At 61.4% G+C, this 13,418-nt stretch carries 16 protein-coding genes and 1 pseudogene; 13 read left to right on the plus strand and 4 right to left on the minus strand.

Translation table 11 applies throughout. The features are described 5' to 3' along the window. The first annotated feature begins 83 nt into the window (after nucleotides 1-83). Nucleotides 84-647, plus strand: a complete 564-nt coding sequence (locus ACYQ8E_RS04710; RefSeq protein ID WP_066727414.1) for a four helix bundle suffix domain-containing protein — start codon at nucleotides 84-86, stop codon at nucleotides 645-647. Here ACYQ8E_RS04710 and ACYQ8E_RS04715 read toward each other — a convergent pair. Next, nucleotides 539-829 (minus strand): DUF4372 domain-containing protein, encoded by a 291-nt coding sequence (locus ACYQ8E_RS04715; RefSeq protein WP_082820289.1) that lies wholly within the window; start codon nucleotides 827-829, stop codon nucleotides 539-541. The genes ACYQ8E_RS04710 and ACYQ8E_RS04715 overlap by 109 nt on opposite strands. A 182-nt stretch (nucleotides 830-1,011) precedes the next feature. Here ACYQ8E_RS04715 and ACYQ8E_RS04720 point away from each other — a divergent pair, with 182 nt between their 5' ends. The 4 genes and pseudogenes from ACYQ8E_RS04720 (at nucleotide 1,012) to ACYQ8E_RS04735 (ending at nucleotide 4,937) form a co-directional block, all read left to right on the plus strand. Continuing rightward, entirely contained in the window at nucleotides 1,012-2,226 is a 1,215-nt protein-coding gene (locus tag ACYQ8E_RS04720) for an IS256 family transposase (RefSeq protein ID WP_459860291.1), read from the plus strand. Nucleotides 2,227-2,334: 108 nt separating this feature from the next. Then, a pseudogene (locus ACYQ8E_RS04725) lies at nucleotides 2,335-2,720 on the plus strand (DUF2238 domain-containing protein); the annotation flags it as partial. Nucleotides 2,721-2,790: 70 nt separating this feature from the next. Continuing rightward, entirely contained in the window at nucleotides 2,791-3,735 is a 945-nt protein-coding gene (locus ACYQ8E_RS04730) for a DUF2157 domain-containing protein (RefSeq protein WP_066727420.1), read from the plus strand. Then, nucleotides 3,732-4,937, plus strand: a complete 1,206-nt coding sequence (locus ACYQ8E_RS04735) for a hypothetical protein (protein WP_066727421.1) — start codon at nucleotides 3,732-3,734, stop codon at nucleotides 4,935-4,937. The genes ACYQ8E_RS04730 and ACYQ8E_RS04735 overlap by 4 nt, the downstream gene beginning before the upstream one ends. Before the next feature lie 99 nt (nucleotides 4,938-5,036). Here ACYQ8E_RS04735 and ACYQ8E_RS04740 read toward each other — a convergent pair whose 3' ends face one another. After that, a complete protein-coding gene (locus ACYQ8E_RS04740) occupies nucleotides 5,037-6,059 on the minus strand; it encodes a fatty acid desaturase (protein WP_066727423.1) in 1,023 nt (340 codons plus the stop codon). Between the two features lie 171 nt (nucleotides 6,060-6,230). Here ACYQ8E_RS04740 and ACYQ8E_RS04745 point away from each other — a divergent pair, with 171 nt between their 5' ends. From ACYQ8E_RS04745 to ACYQ8E_RS04770, 6 genes are all read left to right on the plus strand, one after another. Next, nucleotides 6,231-6,818: a dual specificity protein phosphatase family protein gene (locus tag ACYQ8E_RS04745; protein WP_066727425.1), complete on the plus strand. Its 588-nt coding sequence runs from the start codon at nucleotides 6,231-6,233 to the stop codon at nucleotides 6,816-6,818. 78 nt (nucleotides 6,819-6,896) lie between these two features. Beyond that, the gene (locus ACYQ8E_RS04750) at nucleotides 6,897-7,118 is read left to right on the plus strand and encodes a 4Fe-4S dicluster domain-containing protein (protein ID WP_066727426.1); all 222 of its coding nucleotides are present in this window, start codon (nucleotides 6,897-6,899) and stop codon (nucleotides 7,116-7,118) included. 18 nt (nucleotides 7,119-7,136) lie between these two features. After that, the gene (locus ACYQ8E_RS04755; protein ID WP_231875317.1) at nucleotides 7,137-7,592 is read left to right on the plus strand and encodes a pyridoxamine 5'-phosphate oxidase family protein; all 456 of its coding nucleotides are present in this window, start codon (nucleotides 7,137-7,139) and stop codon (nucleotides 7,590-7,592) included. Nucleotides 7,593-7,813: 221 nt separating this feature from the next. Continuing rightward, complete coding sequence (locus ACYQ8E_RS04760; RefSeq protein WP_066727428.1) at nucleotides 7,814-8,356, plus strand: cysteine hydrolase family protein; 543 nt, start codon at nucleotides 7,814-7,816, stop codon at nucleotides 8,354-8,356. Nucleotides 8,357-8,382: 26 nt separating this feature from the next. Continuing rightward, on the plus strand, nucleotides 8,383-8,820 hold the full coding sequence (locus ACYQ8E_RS04765) for a nucleoside deaminase (protein WP_066727429.1): 438 nt from the start codon (nucleotides 8,383-8,385) through the stop codon (nucleotides 8,818-8,820). A 45-nt stretch (nucleotides 8,821-8,865) separates the two neighbouring features. Further along, complete coding sequence (locus tag ACYQ8E_RS04770; protein ID WP_066727430.1) at nucleotides 8,866-9,294, plus strand: cupin domain-containing protein; 429 nt, start codon at nucleotides 8,866-8,868, stop codon at nucleotides 9,292-9,294. Between the two features lie 113 nt (nucleotides 9,295-9,407). On the opposite strand, the gene ACYQ8E_RS04775 is transcribed toward ACYQ8E_RS04770, so the two are convergent. Beyond that, nucleotides 9,408-10,028 (minus strand): OmpW/AlkL family protein, encoded by a 621-nt coding sequence (locus tag ACYQ8E_RS04775; RefSeq protein ID WP_066727431.1) that lies wholly within the window; start codon nucleotides 10,026-10,028, stop codon nucleotides 9,408-9,410. Nucleotides 10,029-10,733: 705 nt separating this feature from the next. Here ACYQ8E_RS04775 and ACYQ8E_RS04780 point away from each other — a divergent pair. Both ACYQ8E_RS04780 and ACYQ8E_RS04785 read left to right on the plus strand, forming a co-directional pair. Then, entirely contained in the window at nucleotides 10,734-11,078 is a 345-nt protein-coding gene (locus ACYQ8E_RS04780; protein WP_066727432.1) for a zinc ribbon domain-containing protein YjdM, read from the plus strand. A gap of 87 nt (nucleotides 11,079-11,165) precedes the next feature. Then, nucleotides 11,166-11,849: a type 1 glutamine amidotransferase gene (locus ACYQ8E_RS04785; RefSeq protein WP_066727433.1), complete on the plus strand. Its 684-nt coding sequence runs from the start codon at nucleotides 11,166-11,168 to the stop codon at nucleotides 11,847-11,849. 79 nt (nucleotides 11,850-11,928) lie between these two features. Here the strand turns inward: ACYQ8E_RS04785 and ACYQ8E_RS04790 are convergent, their stop codons facing one another. Continuing rightward, on the minus strand, nucleotides 11,929-13,320 hold the full coding sequence (locus tag ACYQ8E_RS04790; protein ID WP_066727434.1) for a rhomboid family intramembrane serine protease: 1,392 nt from the start codon (nucleotides 13,318-13,320) through the stop codon (nucleotides 11,929-11,931). Nucleotides 13,321-13,418: the final 98 nt, after the last annotated feature.

Genomic DNA, 13,418 nt, shown 5'->3' on the forward strand with positions numbered 1-13,418 from the left:
CTGCCCCGCTTCGTTTGAAGTTCATAGGACCTATGGGTCCCATAGGTCCTATAGGACTTAGGAACACAAGCGAGGGGGGAAACATGCCGGAGGGTTTCATCCCGCCGCACGGCGGCTATCGCAGTCTGTTGTCCTATCGCAAGGCCGAGATTGTCTACGACGCCACGGTCTTCTTCTGCGAGCGCTTCATCGACCGGCGCAGCCGCACCCGTGACCAGATGGTGCAGGCGGCGCGCTCCGGCAAACAGAACATTGTCGAGGCCAGCGTCGCCTCGGGGACCTCGAAGGAGATGGAGATCAAGCTGACCAACGTGGCGCGGGCCAGCCTGGAAGAACTGCTGGAGGACTACCGGGATTTCCTGCGCGTTGGCGGTGCGCCCCTGTGGGACAAGAACAGCCGAGAAGCCCGCTTCGTACGCAATCTCGGCAGTCGGTCCCAAAAGTCTCATGAGTCCTATGCGACCTATAGGACCTATATTGAAACCCGCCCGCCCGAGGTGGTGGCCAACATCCTCATCTGCCTGATCCACCAGGCCAATTACCTGCTTGACCGGCAAATCAGGCAGTTGGAGCAGGCGTTTCTTGAGGAGGGGGGCTTGCGCGAGCGGATGACCAAGGCGCGGTTGGAAGCGCGGAAAGCAAAATGAAGGTCTGAAGACCTTGGGGGTGATGGGAGGCCAGCGATGGACAAACCCCTGGGAATAAATTGGAAAACCTTTCGCAATTGGGTCCCGGAGTGGCGGGAGCGGTATCTTGAGGAGCAGAGGTTGAACTCGTGACGCGGGAGAAACTGAAGAAGCTGTCTAAAAGCGGTCTGGCCTGCGTTCATGGATGCCCTCCTGAAGTGCCAGGAAGGTATCACTCGAAGGCAGGTCGAAGCGATTTCAAATCGAAAAAAGAACAGTTATGTCAAAGATCAAAAATATTCAGTAAGTTACATGAGGGTGTAAAAAAGATTGTGTAAATGGCCATTCAGGGGTACACCGGGACCCCACCCTCTAAGGAGCCCCCATGGCCATCGAAAAAGATCTGCTGGACCGCCTGCTTGCCGACTACAAGAAGCCCGAAGACCTGATCGGCGAAACCGGCTTGCTTAAACAGCTCACCAAGGCCCTTCTGGAACGAGCTTTGGAAGCGGAATTGACCCAACACCTGGGGCACGAGAAGCATGCTCCCGTGGCCACGAAAGGCGGCAATGCCCGCAATGGCAAGTCGGCCAAAACCATCAAGGGCGAATTCGGCAAACTGCCGATCGAGGTTCCGCGTGACCGGGACAGCAGCTTCGAGCCGCTCATCATTCCCAAGGGCCAGACCCGCTTCGCCGGCTTCGACGGCAAGATCATCTCCCTCTACGCCCGGGGGATGACGACCCGGGAGATCCAGGGGCATCTGGAAGAGATTTATGGCGTCGAGGTCTCTCCCGCCCTCATTTCCAGCGTGACCGATGCCGTCGCGGACGAGGTCAAGATCTGGCAGAACCGACCGCTCGACGCCCTCTATCCCATCGTCTATATGGACGCGGTCCGGGTCAAGGTGCGAGACAACGGCCACGTCAGCAATAAAGCGGTCTACCTGGCCCTGGGCGTCACCCTGGACGGCATCAAGGAGGTCCTGGGCATGTGGGTGGCCGAGAACGAGGGCGCCAAGTTCTGGCTACAGGTGGTGACCGAGTTGAAAAACCGGGGTGTCGAAGACATCTTCATCGCCTGCGTGGACGGGCTCAAAGGTTTCCCCGAGGCCATCGAAGCAGTCTTTCCTCGCACCCAGGTCCAGCTCTGCCTCGTTCACATGGTGCGCCATTCTCTCCGCTACGTCTCCTGGAAACAGCGCAAGGAAGTGGCGGCCGATCTGAAGTCCATTTACCAGGCCGCGACGGCCGAGCAGGCCGAAATGAACCTGACGGAGTTCGAAGCGAAGTGGGATAAAACCCACCCCTCCATCGGCCAGTCCTGGCGGCGCAACTGGGAGAGAATCACCCCTTTTTTCGCCTACCCGGCGGAGATTCGCAAGGTGATCTACACCACCAATGCGATCGAATCGCTGAACATGTCGCTGCGCAAGGTCACCAAGAACCGGGGCTCATTCCCCAGCGATGCAGCCATGTTCAAACTGCTCTACCTGGCGCTGAATAATATCGCCAAGAAATGGACCCTGCCGATTCGGGACTGGAAGGCCGCCCTCAACCGGTTCTCCATCTTGTTCGAAGGCAGGTTGCCGGTTTACTGACGACAAAAACCCAAGCCATTTACACAAACTGATTTACACCGCCAGTTACATACGTACATTCGAAATTAGCCTTTATTCACCGCCATCCCCCACGGCCGCTTCCTGACCCTGCTCCTCGCCTACCCGGTGCGGGAAATCTATTTCCGCATCGCCAACGCCGAAGGTTTCTGGGGCTATTTTTCCCCCTCGACTTCATCATGTCGACCTCGATGATCTATAAGCTGGTCGAGTGGGCAGTGGCGGAAGTGTTCGGCGGCGATTTCGGTATGGCCTACCTGGGAACCCAGGGGGACATCTGGGACGCGCAAAAAGACATGGCGATGGCAAGTCTCGGCGCCCTGATCGCGATGCTTTTGACCCTGGCGTTGAACCGTTACATCCAGCGGGATTTTGCCCGCGAGTGGGCCGACAGCCTGCGCATCAAGCATCCGCAACCACTCCGGGAAGAGGAGATCGCCCGGCTCTGGAAGGAGAAAACGGGTCGTAACTCCTGACCTCCGGGAAATCACTTTATCGCGTGGCCGCGTTTGGCGTACAATCCGGCAACACCGGGAGAGGCATCCAATGCAAGAGGCACTGAACGATCTGGAGAACGCCGGCATCCTGAACCGGGAGCAGGCAGGGCTGCTGCGCCGGATCTACAGCCGCGAGCTCTTTTCCGTCCATTGGGAGCTGCGCCTGCTCCTCTACGCCGGCATCCTGCTGCTGACCACCGGCCTCGGCCTTTTGATCGCCAGGCACTTCGCGTCCATCGGCCACCTCGCCCTGCTCGCCGCCATCGCCCTCGGCTGCGCCGGCTGCTTCGCCTACTGTTTCAGCCGCGGCGGCGGGTTCTCGACAGAGAAGTTGTCGCCCCCCAATGCCGCCTACGACTACCTCCTTTTCCTCGGCTGCCTCCTCCTCGGCACCCTGCAGGGCTACCTGGAAATCCACTACCAGCTGCTGGCCGGGCGCTGGGGCTGGTGGCTGCTTGGCTCCGGGCTCTTCTACCTGCTCTGCGCCCACTACTTCGACAACCGCCTCGTCCTCACCCTCGCCCTTTCCACCCTCGGCGCCTGGCTCGGGGTCAAGTCCAGCCTGCTCGGCGGCGCCATGTGGGAGCATATCCTGCGCGGCAACGGCCTGCTCTTCGGCACCCTGGTGATCACCGCCGGCGTGGCCCAGCACCGGCTCGGCTGGAAGCGCCACTTCCTGCCGATCCACCTCCATCTCGGCGTCAACCTCCTCTGCGCCGCCCTCGTCGCCGGGGTCGGTTCCCGGCCGCAGGGGAGCTACTACCTCGCCGGGCTGCTCCTGGTCGGGGGCGGCAGCGCCTGCTACGCCGAGCGCAGCCGCAACTTCGCCTTTCTTCTCTACGCCGTTCTTTATGGCTACCTGGGGCTCACGATCTTTATCCTTTCCCGCACCCACTGGGACCTGATCGGCATCCTCGCCTACTTCCTGGTCACGGCCGCCGCCCTCGTTTCGGCCCTGGTCGTCTTTCACCGTCGCTTCCGGAGCGCCGAATGATCGAACTCTACCGCAACGGTGAAAAGCGGGTGCAGGTGGTGGAAGAAGCGCGGCGCTGGGAGCAGGCCGGCATCGTCTCCCCCGCCCAGGCGACGGTGGTGAGCGAACGCTATCGCCCCGAGCTGGTGCAGGTGAATCTCTTCATCCGGATTTTGCTCGCCCTCTTCACCGCCCTCGGTCTGGCCGCCCTGGCAGCCCTCCTCGCCGTCATCCTCGATGTCGAGGAGCTTGGCCTGGCAATCTTCTTCCTCCTCTTTGCCCCGGCCTGCACCATGATCGCCGATCGCACCCTGATTCACGGCCGCCGCCTCTACCGCTGCGGCGCCGAAGAGGTCCTGCTCGGCTGTGCCGTCGGCTTTCTCGCCCTGGCGGTGGGCATCTTCGGCCACGAACTGGGACGTACCACCGAGCAATTCGGCTGGCTCCTGGCACATGTGGTCGTCCTGGCCGGTGCGACGGCACTGGCGGTCCGTTACGGCTACGCGCTGGCAGCGCTGGCGGCCGTGGCAACCCTGGCCGCCCTCCCCTTCCATCTCGCCGACGCCCTGCCCTGGTACGGCCAGGCCTGGTCCCGGGCCATTCTTTTTCTTCTCCTCGCCACCACCGGGATCTGGGCGCAGTGGCAACGGGCGCGCCGGGACGACCTCCCCCGCGGTTACCGCTGGTGCCTGGAGGTTGTGCGCCTTGGCGCCCTCACCGGCATCTACCTTGACGTCAACCTCTACGCCCACCGCCTTCTCTGGCGGCAACTGCTCGGCGAGTCGCCCGGCACCGGTTCGGTCCCCTGGACCGACCCGCTCTGCGCCGCCCTCACTGCCCTCCTCCCGCTGGCGGCCCTGCTGCTGGGGCTGCTGCGCCGCGACCGGGCGCTGCTCTGGTACGCGGTGCTGACCGCCATCGCCTCCATCCTCACCCTTAAGTATTACATCCACTTCGGGCACCTCGCCGAGGAGCTGACCGCCGCCGGGCTGCTGCTGGCGGGGCTCGCTTTTTTTCTGCTGCGCTGGCTGCACAACGGCAAAGACCGGCGCCGCGGCGCCTTTACCGCCGAACCATTGCTGGAGCCCCGTCTCTACGGGCTCGACGCCGAGGCGTTGGCTGCGCTCCAGCCGGTCGCGCCGACCCCGCGGGAGGCAGCGCCCGCGGGATTCACCCCGGGAGGCGGCAGTTTTGGCGGCGGCGGGTCGTCCGGGGGGTATTAGGCATCCGGCAAAAAACGTCGCTGACGGCAGGAAAAGGGAAACCCGATCCCCGGATTGGCGGTTTTCGTCCGTCGCTCGACCTGCGACCGCAGGCCATTCTCAGCGGTTGTGCAACGACCGGAAGCTGACCATCTTTCCCGCTTCTTCATCGTAGAGGTTGAGGCACAGCGAACCGAGACTCTGGCGCCAGGAGAGGGGCGGTACGGTTTGCAGTTCGGGGACAGCCTCGTAACATTCCTGCAGGTGATAGTTCGGAATGCCGGGGCGCATGTGGTGGACATGGTGGAAACCGATATTGCCGGTACACCACTGCAGGAGTTTCGGCAACGGGTAATAGGAGGCGCCCCGCATCACGACCTGCCAGGGGTCCCAGGCGTCATGACGCGCCCAGTAGACCCCCTGGAACTGGTGCTGGATGTAGAAGAGCCAGACCCCTCCGGTCGCGGCGACCATCAGGACCGGCAGCTGCACCAGCAGGTAGGTTTTGAATCCGATGGTCAGGCTGGCGACGACGATAATGGCGGCGAGGGCGAGGTTGGTGGCGATCACGCTGAAAAAATCGATTCGCTTCGCGCCCGGTGAGGGGTAGCGGTTGCGCAGCAGAAAGTAGTAGAGGGGGCCGATACCGAGCAGAACGAAGGGATGCCGGTAGAGCCGGTAGGCAAGACGCTGCCGTGGCGGCGCGGCGCAGTATTCCGCCACGGTCATGGTGGTGATATCTCCCAGCCCGCGCCGGTCGAGGTCGCCGGCCGTGATATGATGCCCGGCGTGACTGCGCCGCCAGTCGTGAAAGGCGGTAAAGGCCAGGATGCCGCAGAGGTAGCCCAGATTCCGGTTCCAGCGCGGCGATTTAAGCAGGGAACCGTGGGTACAGTCATGAAAGAGGATGAAGATTCGGACCAGAAGGCCGCCGGCGATCACCCCGAGGGCGAGAGTAAGCGCATAGGGGACCCCCTTTTTGATAGTCCACACCATCAGGGCCAGCAGCAGGAGATACGGCAGGAGGGTGGTAAAAAGTTGCCGCCGGGCAATACCGGTATCACGCTCTGCGAAGCGGGCCGTCGACCGGTACCATTCCGGTTTCTCAACCCGGGTGACGACCAGGACGGGATTGAAGGACATGGCAAGCTCCTTCGCTATTGAGTGGGTAGGATGACAACGAAATCCTGCGCCAACGCAGCACACAATTCGCAGATAAATTTACCCAACCACCCTTCCCTCGTCAAAAGCATTTCTGCTAGGCTTTGCGTAGAGATAAACGACTGGCAGCTCTTCGCGGCCAGCGGAGGGATCATGTCCCCAATCCAATCTTGCCATCGCTATTGGAGATTACTTGGTGCGTTTTTTCTTGCCGCCCTACTGCTGGGCGTTGCGCCAGCTCTTGCGGCTCCCGCCAGCCCTCCCATCAGCGAACACCTGAAAAATTTCCACCGGCTCGATGACCGGGTATACCGCTCCGCCCAGCCGGACGAAGCGGGGTTTGCCGAACTCAAGTCCCTGGGAATCACCCATATCCTCAATCTTCGCGAATTCCATCGCGACGCCGCCGCCGACATCACCGGTCTCACCTTCTATCGGGTGCCGATGGCCGCCGGCTCGATCACCACCGAACAGGTCGTCGAGGCGCTGCGCATTATTCACCAGAGTGAAGGACCGATCCTGGTCCATTGCTGGCACGGCTCCGACCGCACCGGCCTGGTCAGCGCCATGTACCGGATTGTTTTCCAGGGCTGGGACAAGGAAGCCGCCATCCGGGAACTGACTGAGGGTGGCTACGGGTTCCACGCCTTCTGGTACGGGAATATCCCCAGGTTCATTCGTGACGCCGATATCGCGGCGATCCGGCAAGCGGTCCTGGCACCGCCGGACGACAACTGTTAGAATCGTCCCGGACCGGCGTATCGAGCGGAGATCCTTCACCACGAACGGGACCTCGCCCGCCGAACAGGAATAAACCGGATGAAAGCAGCCACTTTCAGCCCGACCAGTCGCACCCCCCGGGTTCTCCCCCATTGCACCGGTTGCGGCCACTGCGTCGCCGCCTGCCGTCCCCATGCCCTGAGCCTGGAGACGGAGAATCCCAACGGTTTCGGCCGCAAACGGGCCCGGATCGACACCGCACGCTGCAGCGGCTGCGGCGAATGTCTCCCGGCCTGCCCTTACCAGGCCCTGATTTTGTGAGGATTGACGATGCGAAGGATGCGCAGAAAGGATCGGGAATTGGCGGTGGATGCCGCAATGGAACTCCTCGCCCGGGGGGAATACGGGGTGCTGTCGACCACAGATATCGATGGCCAGCCCTATGGTATCCCGGTCAGCTACGCCTACCGCCATCCGGCCATCTACATCCACTGCGCACCGGAGGGGCACAAGCTCGACAACCTGCATTTCAACCCGAAGGTCTCCTTCTGCGTGGTCGGCAAGACCAGAGTACTGCCGGAGCTGTTCAGCACCGAATACGAGAGCGTCATCGCCTTCGGCGTTGCTGCCGAGGTGGCCGGCGCCGAGCGGGAGAAGGCCCTGGTCTGGTTGCTGGAAAAGTATTCGCCGCAGCAGATCACTGCGGGCGAGGCCTATATCGCCAGCACGGGGCACCTTGCCAAGGTGATCAAGCTGGAGATCACAGCGCTATCCGGCAAGGCGCGCCGCGCCTGAATCGTTCCGCCGGGCTCCTGGCATCGCCCTTCGGCTGCCAGGGACTTTATGGGCGGTAATTTATTTGCCCCGGGGGTTGGACAAACCCGTTCTCAAAGTTTAAAGTTTTCAGACTGTTGGAGAACGACCAGACGATTTGAGCCGGCTTTGGCCGCCTCTTTATTCCCCCGGATCGGCCCCTAAGCATATTCCGGCAGGCGCCCCCGCAATGGAGAACCTCAATGTCCCAGGCCCTCTTGATCATCGATATTCAGAATGACTACTTTGAAGGAGGTACCATGGAACTGGTCGGCAGCGCCACAGCGACGGCGCAGGCCGGGCACCTGCTGCGAACCTTCCGCCAGCGGGGGCGCCCCATCTTCCATGTCCAGCATCTTGCCGCCCGTCCTGAAGCGACCTTTTTTCTTCCCGGCACTCCCGGCGCCCAGATCCACCACGAGGTGGCGCCGCAGGGGGACGAACCGATCTTCCAAAAGCATTATCCCAACAGTTTTCGCGACACCGGGCTCCTCGCCGCGCTGCGGGAGCAGCGCATCGAAACCCTGCTGGTGGCGGGCATGATGACCCACATGTGCGTCGATACCACGGTGCGGGCCGCCTTTGATCTCGGCTTTTCCTGTACCCTGGCCGCCGACGCCTGCGCCACCAGGGCTCTCGACTACGGCGGGGTGACGGTCCCGGCGGAGCAGGTGCAGGCGGCCTATCTTGCCGCTCTGAACGCTGTCTTCGCCAAGGTTTTGCCAGTAGCGGAGATCCTCCCCTGAACCCCTCCCCGGTCAAGGAGCAAGCCATGGACCCCTTCCTGCAGGCCGCTATCGAAGAAGCACGCCAAGGACTCGCCGAAGGGGGTATCCCGATCGGCTCGGTCCTGGTTCTCGACAACAAGATTATCGGGCGCGGTCACAACCGGCGGGTGCAACGCGGCAGCACAGTCCTGCACGCCGAAATGGATTGCCTGGAAAACGCCGGTCGCCTGAAAGCCGCCGACTACCGGCGCTGCACCCTCTATTCGACCCTTTCCCCCTGCGACATGTGCAGCGGCGCCGTCCTCCTCTACGGTATCCCCAGGGTAGTCATCGGCGAGAACCGGACCTTCCAGGGGCCGGAGGATTACCTGCGCGCGCGCGGGGTGGATCTGGTTCTGACGGGGAACCTTGAATGCCAGAGTCTGATGGAAGATTTCATTAAAGCCAATCCTGAGCTCTGGAATGAAGATATTGGGGAATAAAGGGATTTTTTTGGTATTGCAGATATTTTTCCCAGCGGAGGATAGATGAAAAACCTGGTTTGCATCCTGCTCCTCGCCCTGTTCTGGGCCACTCCCGCCGTTCCCCTCGAGGCACCCGGCATAAAGGCGCAGCAACTGGCAAAATCGACCCGAAGCTGGAACGGCGAGCCCCTCTCTACCTACCCGTCTGGCCAGCCTGAGGTCACGATCCTGCGCATCACCATTCCGCCAGGGGCCAAACTCCCCCGCCATGAACATCCGGTGATCAACGCCGGAGTCCTGCTCAAGGGGGAACTGACGGTGGTCGCCGACAACGGCCAGACCCTGCACCTGAAGGCCGGGGACCCGATCGTCGAGGTAGTCGAGACCTGGCATTACGGCCGCAACGAGGGGACCGAACCGGCGGAAATCCTCGTCTTCTATGCCGGTGTCGTCGGCACGCCGATCACCATCAAGGAAACAACGAATCCCTGAAGCGCCCCCTTCCCTGGCAAAAGACTTGCCCGGAAAAGAGATTGCGGCACCCCCGGCTTCGAACCGGGAGGTGCCGCAATGGGCAAAGAGGCGGAGGGTATCGCATCTTTGGTTTAGAAACGGTAACCAACTCCCAAGCCTGCCACGACCGGGTTAAGGTCGAGATCATACTTGACGCCGGCGATTTTCATCTCCGTCTCCACACTGAGATATTTCACATCGACATTGGCAAACCAGCTGTTTCCAAGCGCCACGTCGGCACCAACCTGGGCGGCCCAGCCGAGGCTGTTGCTGATATTGAAATCATTGATTCCGTTGGCTTTTTCTTTGAAGGGAATCACGCAATTGACTCCCAGCCCCAGATAGGGACTGATCATATTGTTCGGCACGAAATGGTATTTGACGGTCAAAGTCGGAGGCAGGAGCCAGGTCGACCCCAGGGAATCACCCTTGGAGGTGATTTCGTGGCGGCTTACACCCAGAATCAGTTCGGTGGACAGGCTGGGCAGGAAAAAATACTCGAGGTCAAGCTCAGGAGTCAGGTCGTTGGAAACTTCCAGGTCAAGGCTGGCAAGTTGGCTGTCGGCATCTTCGTTCGGGATGACGGCCAGTCCCCGGAGACGGATACCGTAGGGTTTGAAGTCTTCGGCGGCGGCGGTAGCAACAAGACCACCGACCATGATAGAAGCTGTTAACAGGCAGACAACGACCTTCCAAATCCTCTCGAATTTCATAGTGCTCTCCTTAGGTTGTTTGTGCATGATGGCGCAGCTGTTTGCGGCAATACCCTCCGCTCCTGACCTTGCATTTTCTTCCCCTTTCCCTCGGCGTGAATGGACCGCCCGGCGATCCAAAATATAACCGCAACGGTCATCTTTGTTGTCACAGGGCTACGTAAACGACCAACCAGGAAGGTCAGCGACATTTGCTGACCTTCCTGGTTATATTTTAATTCGTCTTTATTTAAAATATTCCAACCTTGTTGTCAAGCGGATTTTTTACCTGAGGTGAATTTTCAGCCTGGCTCCAGACACCTGCCGTTGTCACCGAGGTGAGCCAGTTCCCAAGACAGAGGTGGCAGGAGGATGTACTTCTGGGCCGGTTTGCTGATCAGGGGGATTTCCTTGTTGCCTCATGCCCACCCCTCGCCCAATCGGCGCCGCTGCCAAGGAGAGTGGACAGGATCGTGGACAGGAGGAACGGGGCAGGCTACCTGTAGCGATCGGAAGCGCCGATTACCAGGAAGTTTCTTCCCCGAGTTGAAAAAGGGAGGAAATGCGGGTTGCATTTTCTCCGGCCACTGCGGCATGATGACCTCCGCCGCCGTACCTGCGGCGAAGTCGTCCCGGAACCGACCAGGCCCTCTTGCAGCTTTGGGCGCAGCGGCAACGCCGGGGCTTACCCGAAGACTCAACAGGAATAACCTCAAGGAGACTGTTATGAGTGAGCTCCCCCCCTGCCCCGAGTGCGGTTCGCCCTACACCTACGAGGACGGACCCCTCTATGTCTGTCCGGAATGTTCACACGAATGGGCGATAACCGGGGAGATGGCCGCGTCGGAAGAAGAGGGTCGTCCCAGTCGGGATGCCAACGGCAACCTGCTCGCCGACGGCGATACGGTGACGGTGATCAAGGACCTCAAGATCAAGGGTTCTTCGGCGGTGGTGAAAGTGGGGACCAAGGTCAGGAATATCCGCCTGGTCGAAGGCGATCACGACATCGACTGCAAGATCGACGGCATCGGCGCCATGAAGCTGAAATCGGAGTTTGTCAGGAAGGTTTGATCTCCGGAACTAAGGGCCTGCAGCCGGGATGGAGCAGGAAGGAGCGGTTTTCGGATTATCGACCCATCTTCAAGGAGATACCATTCGATGCGGGTACATATTCTCCAGCATGTTCCTTTCGAGGGGATCGGCAGCATCGCCGAATGGCTGGCGGAGCGCGGGGCCCGGGTGACCACGACCCGGTTTTTCGTCGATCCGGCCCTCCCCTCCGCCCATGACCTCGACCTGGTTATCGCCATGGGCGGACCGATGAGTGTCAACGACGCCGCCGACTACCCCTGGCTGGCTGCCGAGAAAGTATTCCTGCGGGCGGCTATCGAGGGTGGCGTGGCGGTCCTCGGCGTCTGCCTCGGGGCGCAGCTGATTGCCAGCGCCCTCGGCGCCGCCGTCTACCCGAATACCCACAAGGAGATCGGCTGGTATCCGGTCCGGGGCTGCCCCGGCCCGGCGGACCTTTTCACTTTCCCGGCCAGCTGCAAGGTCCTCCACTGGCATGGAGAAACCTTCGACCTCCCGCAGGGGGCCCACCTGCTTGCGAGCAGCGAGGCCTGCCACAACCAGGCCTTCCAGCTCGGCGACCGGGTCATCGGGCTCCAGTTCCACCTCGAATCGACACCGGAGAGTCTCGATGCCCTGCTGGAAAACGGTCGGGAGGAACTGGTCGGCGCACCCTTCATCCAGACCGAGGAGGCGATTCGCGGCGCCGCCCCCCAGTGGCTGCCGGCGGCCAACCGGCTGATGATTGAAGTGCTGGACTATCTCTGCCGCTGACCGCTTCACCTTGCCAGGGGCGCTCCCTTCATCCTCTTTCCATGAGTTCTGACAGAAGACGGGAAAATGGCCGTCGATTTTACCGGCGCCGGTTCTCTGCCAGCGAATCCCCCTCCTGAACCGGGAAGAAATATCCGGCCAGCATGCCGCTGCAAAGACCGACGAGGGGGACCAGCTGCCAGCCAAAGGCGGCGCGGAAGCTGTGCTCGATGGCGAAGCCGCCACCAAGTCCGGCGTAAAGAAAAAAAGCGAGCAGGGCCAGGGTGTTGAAGCGGACCGCGAAACCGAGGGGATAGACCAGCGGCAGGGCTCCGAGCAGGGGGAGGGAGAAGGTCAGAATCGGTCCGATCCCGCCGGTCAGACAGAACCCGAAAAGACCGGCAATCGCCCCGACCGGGCCAAAACCGTGGGGCAGGCTGCCGAAGAGGAGAAGGTGCAAAAGGCTGCCCAGCCCGCCGGCGACAACCGCCAGGCCGAAATAAAGCAGTCCAAAGCGCAGGCTGCCAAGGCGTGGTTCGAGGGCCATACCGAGCGCCCAGAGAAAGAGGAGGCTCCCCCAGAGTTGCCCACTGCGCACGTGCAGCAGGGGCGAGAGAAGCACACCCGGAATGACATTCCAGGCCGCCGGTCGCCCGGGGAAGAATGCGAGATTGTCCGCTACCATCCCTGGCGACAGATGGATTACCAGCCCGTAATAGAGGAGCGCTCCCAGCACCACCAGGGTATAGGTCACCTTGCGCGGCCACCATTCCTGGCGCCGATCGATGCGCAGGTAGGGTTCCATCTCGACGGCAAGGTTGTTGCCGAAGCCGTCAAGGAGGTCATGGTCACTGAAGACCGAGGAGAACAGCAGGACCAGCAACAGAATAGTCGTCAGGATGATAAAACCGATCAGTTCGAGGTGCCGGCCAAAGAAGTACCCCTGCAGCAGGGAGACCCCAATCCCCACTGCCAGCCCCGCCAACGCCAGCCGGGCGCGGGTGTCGAGTTGGGAAAAGGCGGGGCCTGCCTTGACGCTGACCTCATCGGCTTCGTTCGAGACGCCGAACATGCTCTGCTGCAGTTCCTCGGCCTTGCGTTTCTGTGCCGCCTCGTACTTCTCAAAGAAGATCCCGCAGGCGACGCAGGTTTGCCCCTTGACCTGAGCCTGCCCGCAGGCCGGGCACTTGAAGTCGGGGACCGCCCGGCGCGCCGGCGCCACCGTCCGCGGCCGCTCCGGCATCGGCGGCGACGGCGCCTGCATCGGTTCAACCTCGACCAGTGCCCCAAGCCGCATCAGGGCATCCCGAAAACGGTTTGCCGCGTCCAGCTCGGCATTCTTCTTCAGGACATGGGCCCCCCCTGCGAAGAGGCGCTCGATTTTGTCCATGCTGAACCCGGAAAACTTCTGCAGGTTGGCCTTGACTTCATCCTCGTCGAAATCGAAGCCGATCTCCCCCTTGAACACGACCTTGAACAGGTTCTCACTCATACCGGTCCTCCTGCAAAGCACGTCAAAAAACCGATCGCGTGCTCATTTTTGTCATTCCAGGCAGCACCCCTCCCCAGAGCCACCGGAGCATCCGCGTC

The sequence above is a fragment of the Desulfuromonas carbonis genome (genome assembly GCF_054658035.1).

Coding starts and splice junctions, on each gene's coding strand:
- ACYQ8E_RS04740 (WP_066727423.1), bottom strand. CDS start 6,059: ATGTCCTTCAATCCCGTCCTGGTCGTCACCCGGGTTGAGAAACCGGAA.
- ACYQ8E_RS04735 (WP_066727421.1), top strand. CDS start 3,732: ATGATCGAACTCTACCGCAACGGTGAAAAGCGGGTGCAGGTGGTGGAA.
- ACYQ8E_RS04710 (WP_066727414.1), top strand. CDS start 84: ATGCCGGAGGGTTTCATCCCGCCGCACGGCGGCTATCGCAGTCTGTTG.
- ACYQ8E_RS04775 (WP_066727431.1), bottom strand. CDS start 10,028: ATGAAATTCGAGAGGATTTGGAAGGTCGTTGTCTGCCTGTTAACAGCT.
- ACYQ8E_RS04760 (WP_066727428.1), top strand. CDS start 7,814: ATGTCCCAGGCCCTCTTGATCATCGATATTCAGAATGACTACTTTGAA.
- ACYQ8E_RS04770 (WP_066727430.1), top strand. CDS start 8,866: ATGAAAAACCTGGTTTGCATCCTGCTCCTCGCCCTGTTCTGGGCCACT.
- ACYQ8E_RS04755 (WP_231875317.1), top strand. CDS start 7,137: ATGCGCAGAAAGGATCGGGAATTGGCGGTGGATGCCGCAATGGAACTC.
- ACYQ8E_RS04790 (WP_066727434.1), bottom strand. CDS start 13,320: ATGAGTGAGAACCTGTTCAAGGTCGTGTTCAAGGGGGAGATCGGCTTC.
- ACYQ8E_RS04715 (WP_082820289.1), bottom strand. CDS start 829: ATGAACGCAGGCCAGACCGCTTTTAGACAGCTTCTTCAGTTTCTCCCG.
- ACYQ8E_RS04765 (WP_066727429.1), top strand. CDS start 8,383: ATGGACCCCTTCCTGCAGGCCGCTATCGAAGAAGCACGCCAAGGACTC.
- ACYQ8E_RS04750 (WP_066727426.1), top strand. CDS start 6,897: ATGAAAGCAGCCACTTTCAGCCCGACCAGTCGCACCCCCCGGGTTCTC.
- ACYQ8E_RS04720 (WP_459860291.1), top strand. CDS start 1,012: ATGGCCATCGAAAAAGATCTGCTGGACCGCCTGCTTGCCGACTACAAG.
- ACYQ8E_RS04785 (WP_066727433.1), top strand. CDS start 11,166: ATGCGGGTACATATTCTCCAGCATGTTCCTTTCGAGGGGATCGGCAGC.
- ACYQ8E_RS04780 (WP_066727432.1), top strand. CDS start 10,734: ATGAGTGAGCTCCCCCCCTGCCCCGAGTGCGGTTCGCCCTACACCTAC.
- ACYQ8E_RS04745 (WP_066727425.1), top strand. CDS start 6,231: ATGTCCCCAATCCAATCTTGCCATCGCTATTGGAGATTACTTGGTGCG.
- ACYQ8E_RS04730 (WP_066727420.1), top strand. CDS start 2,791: ATGCAAGAGGCACTGAACGATCTGGAGAACGCCGGCATCCTGAACCGG.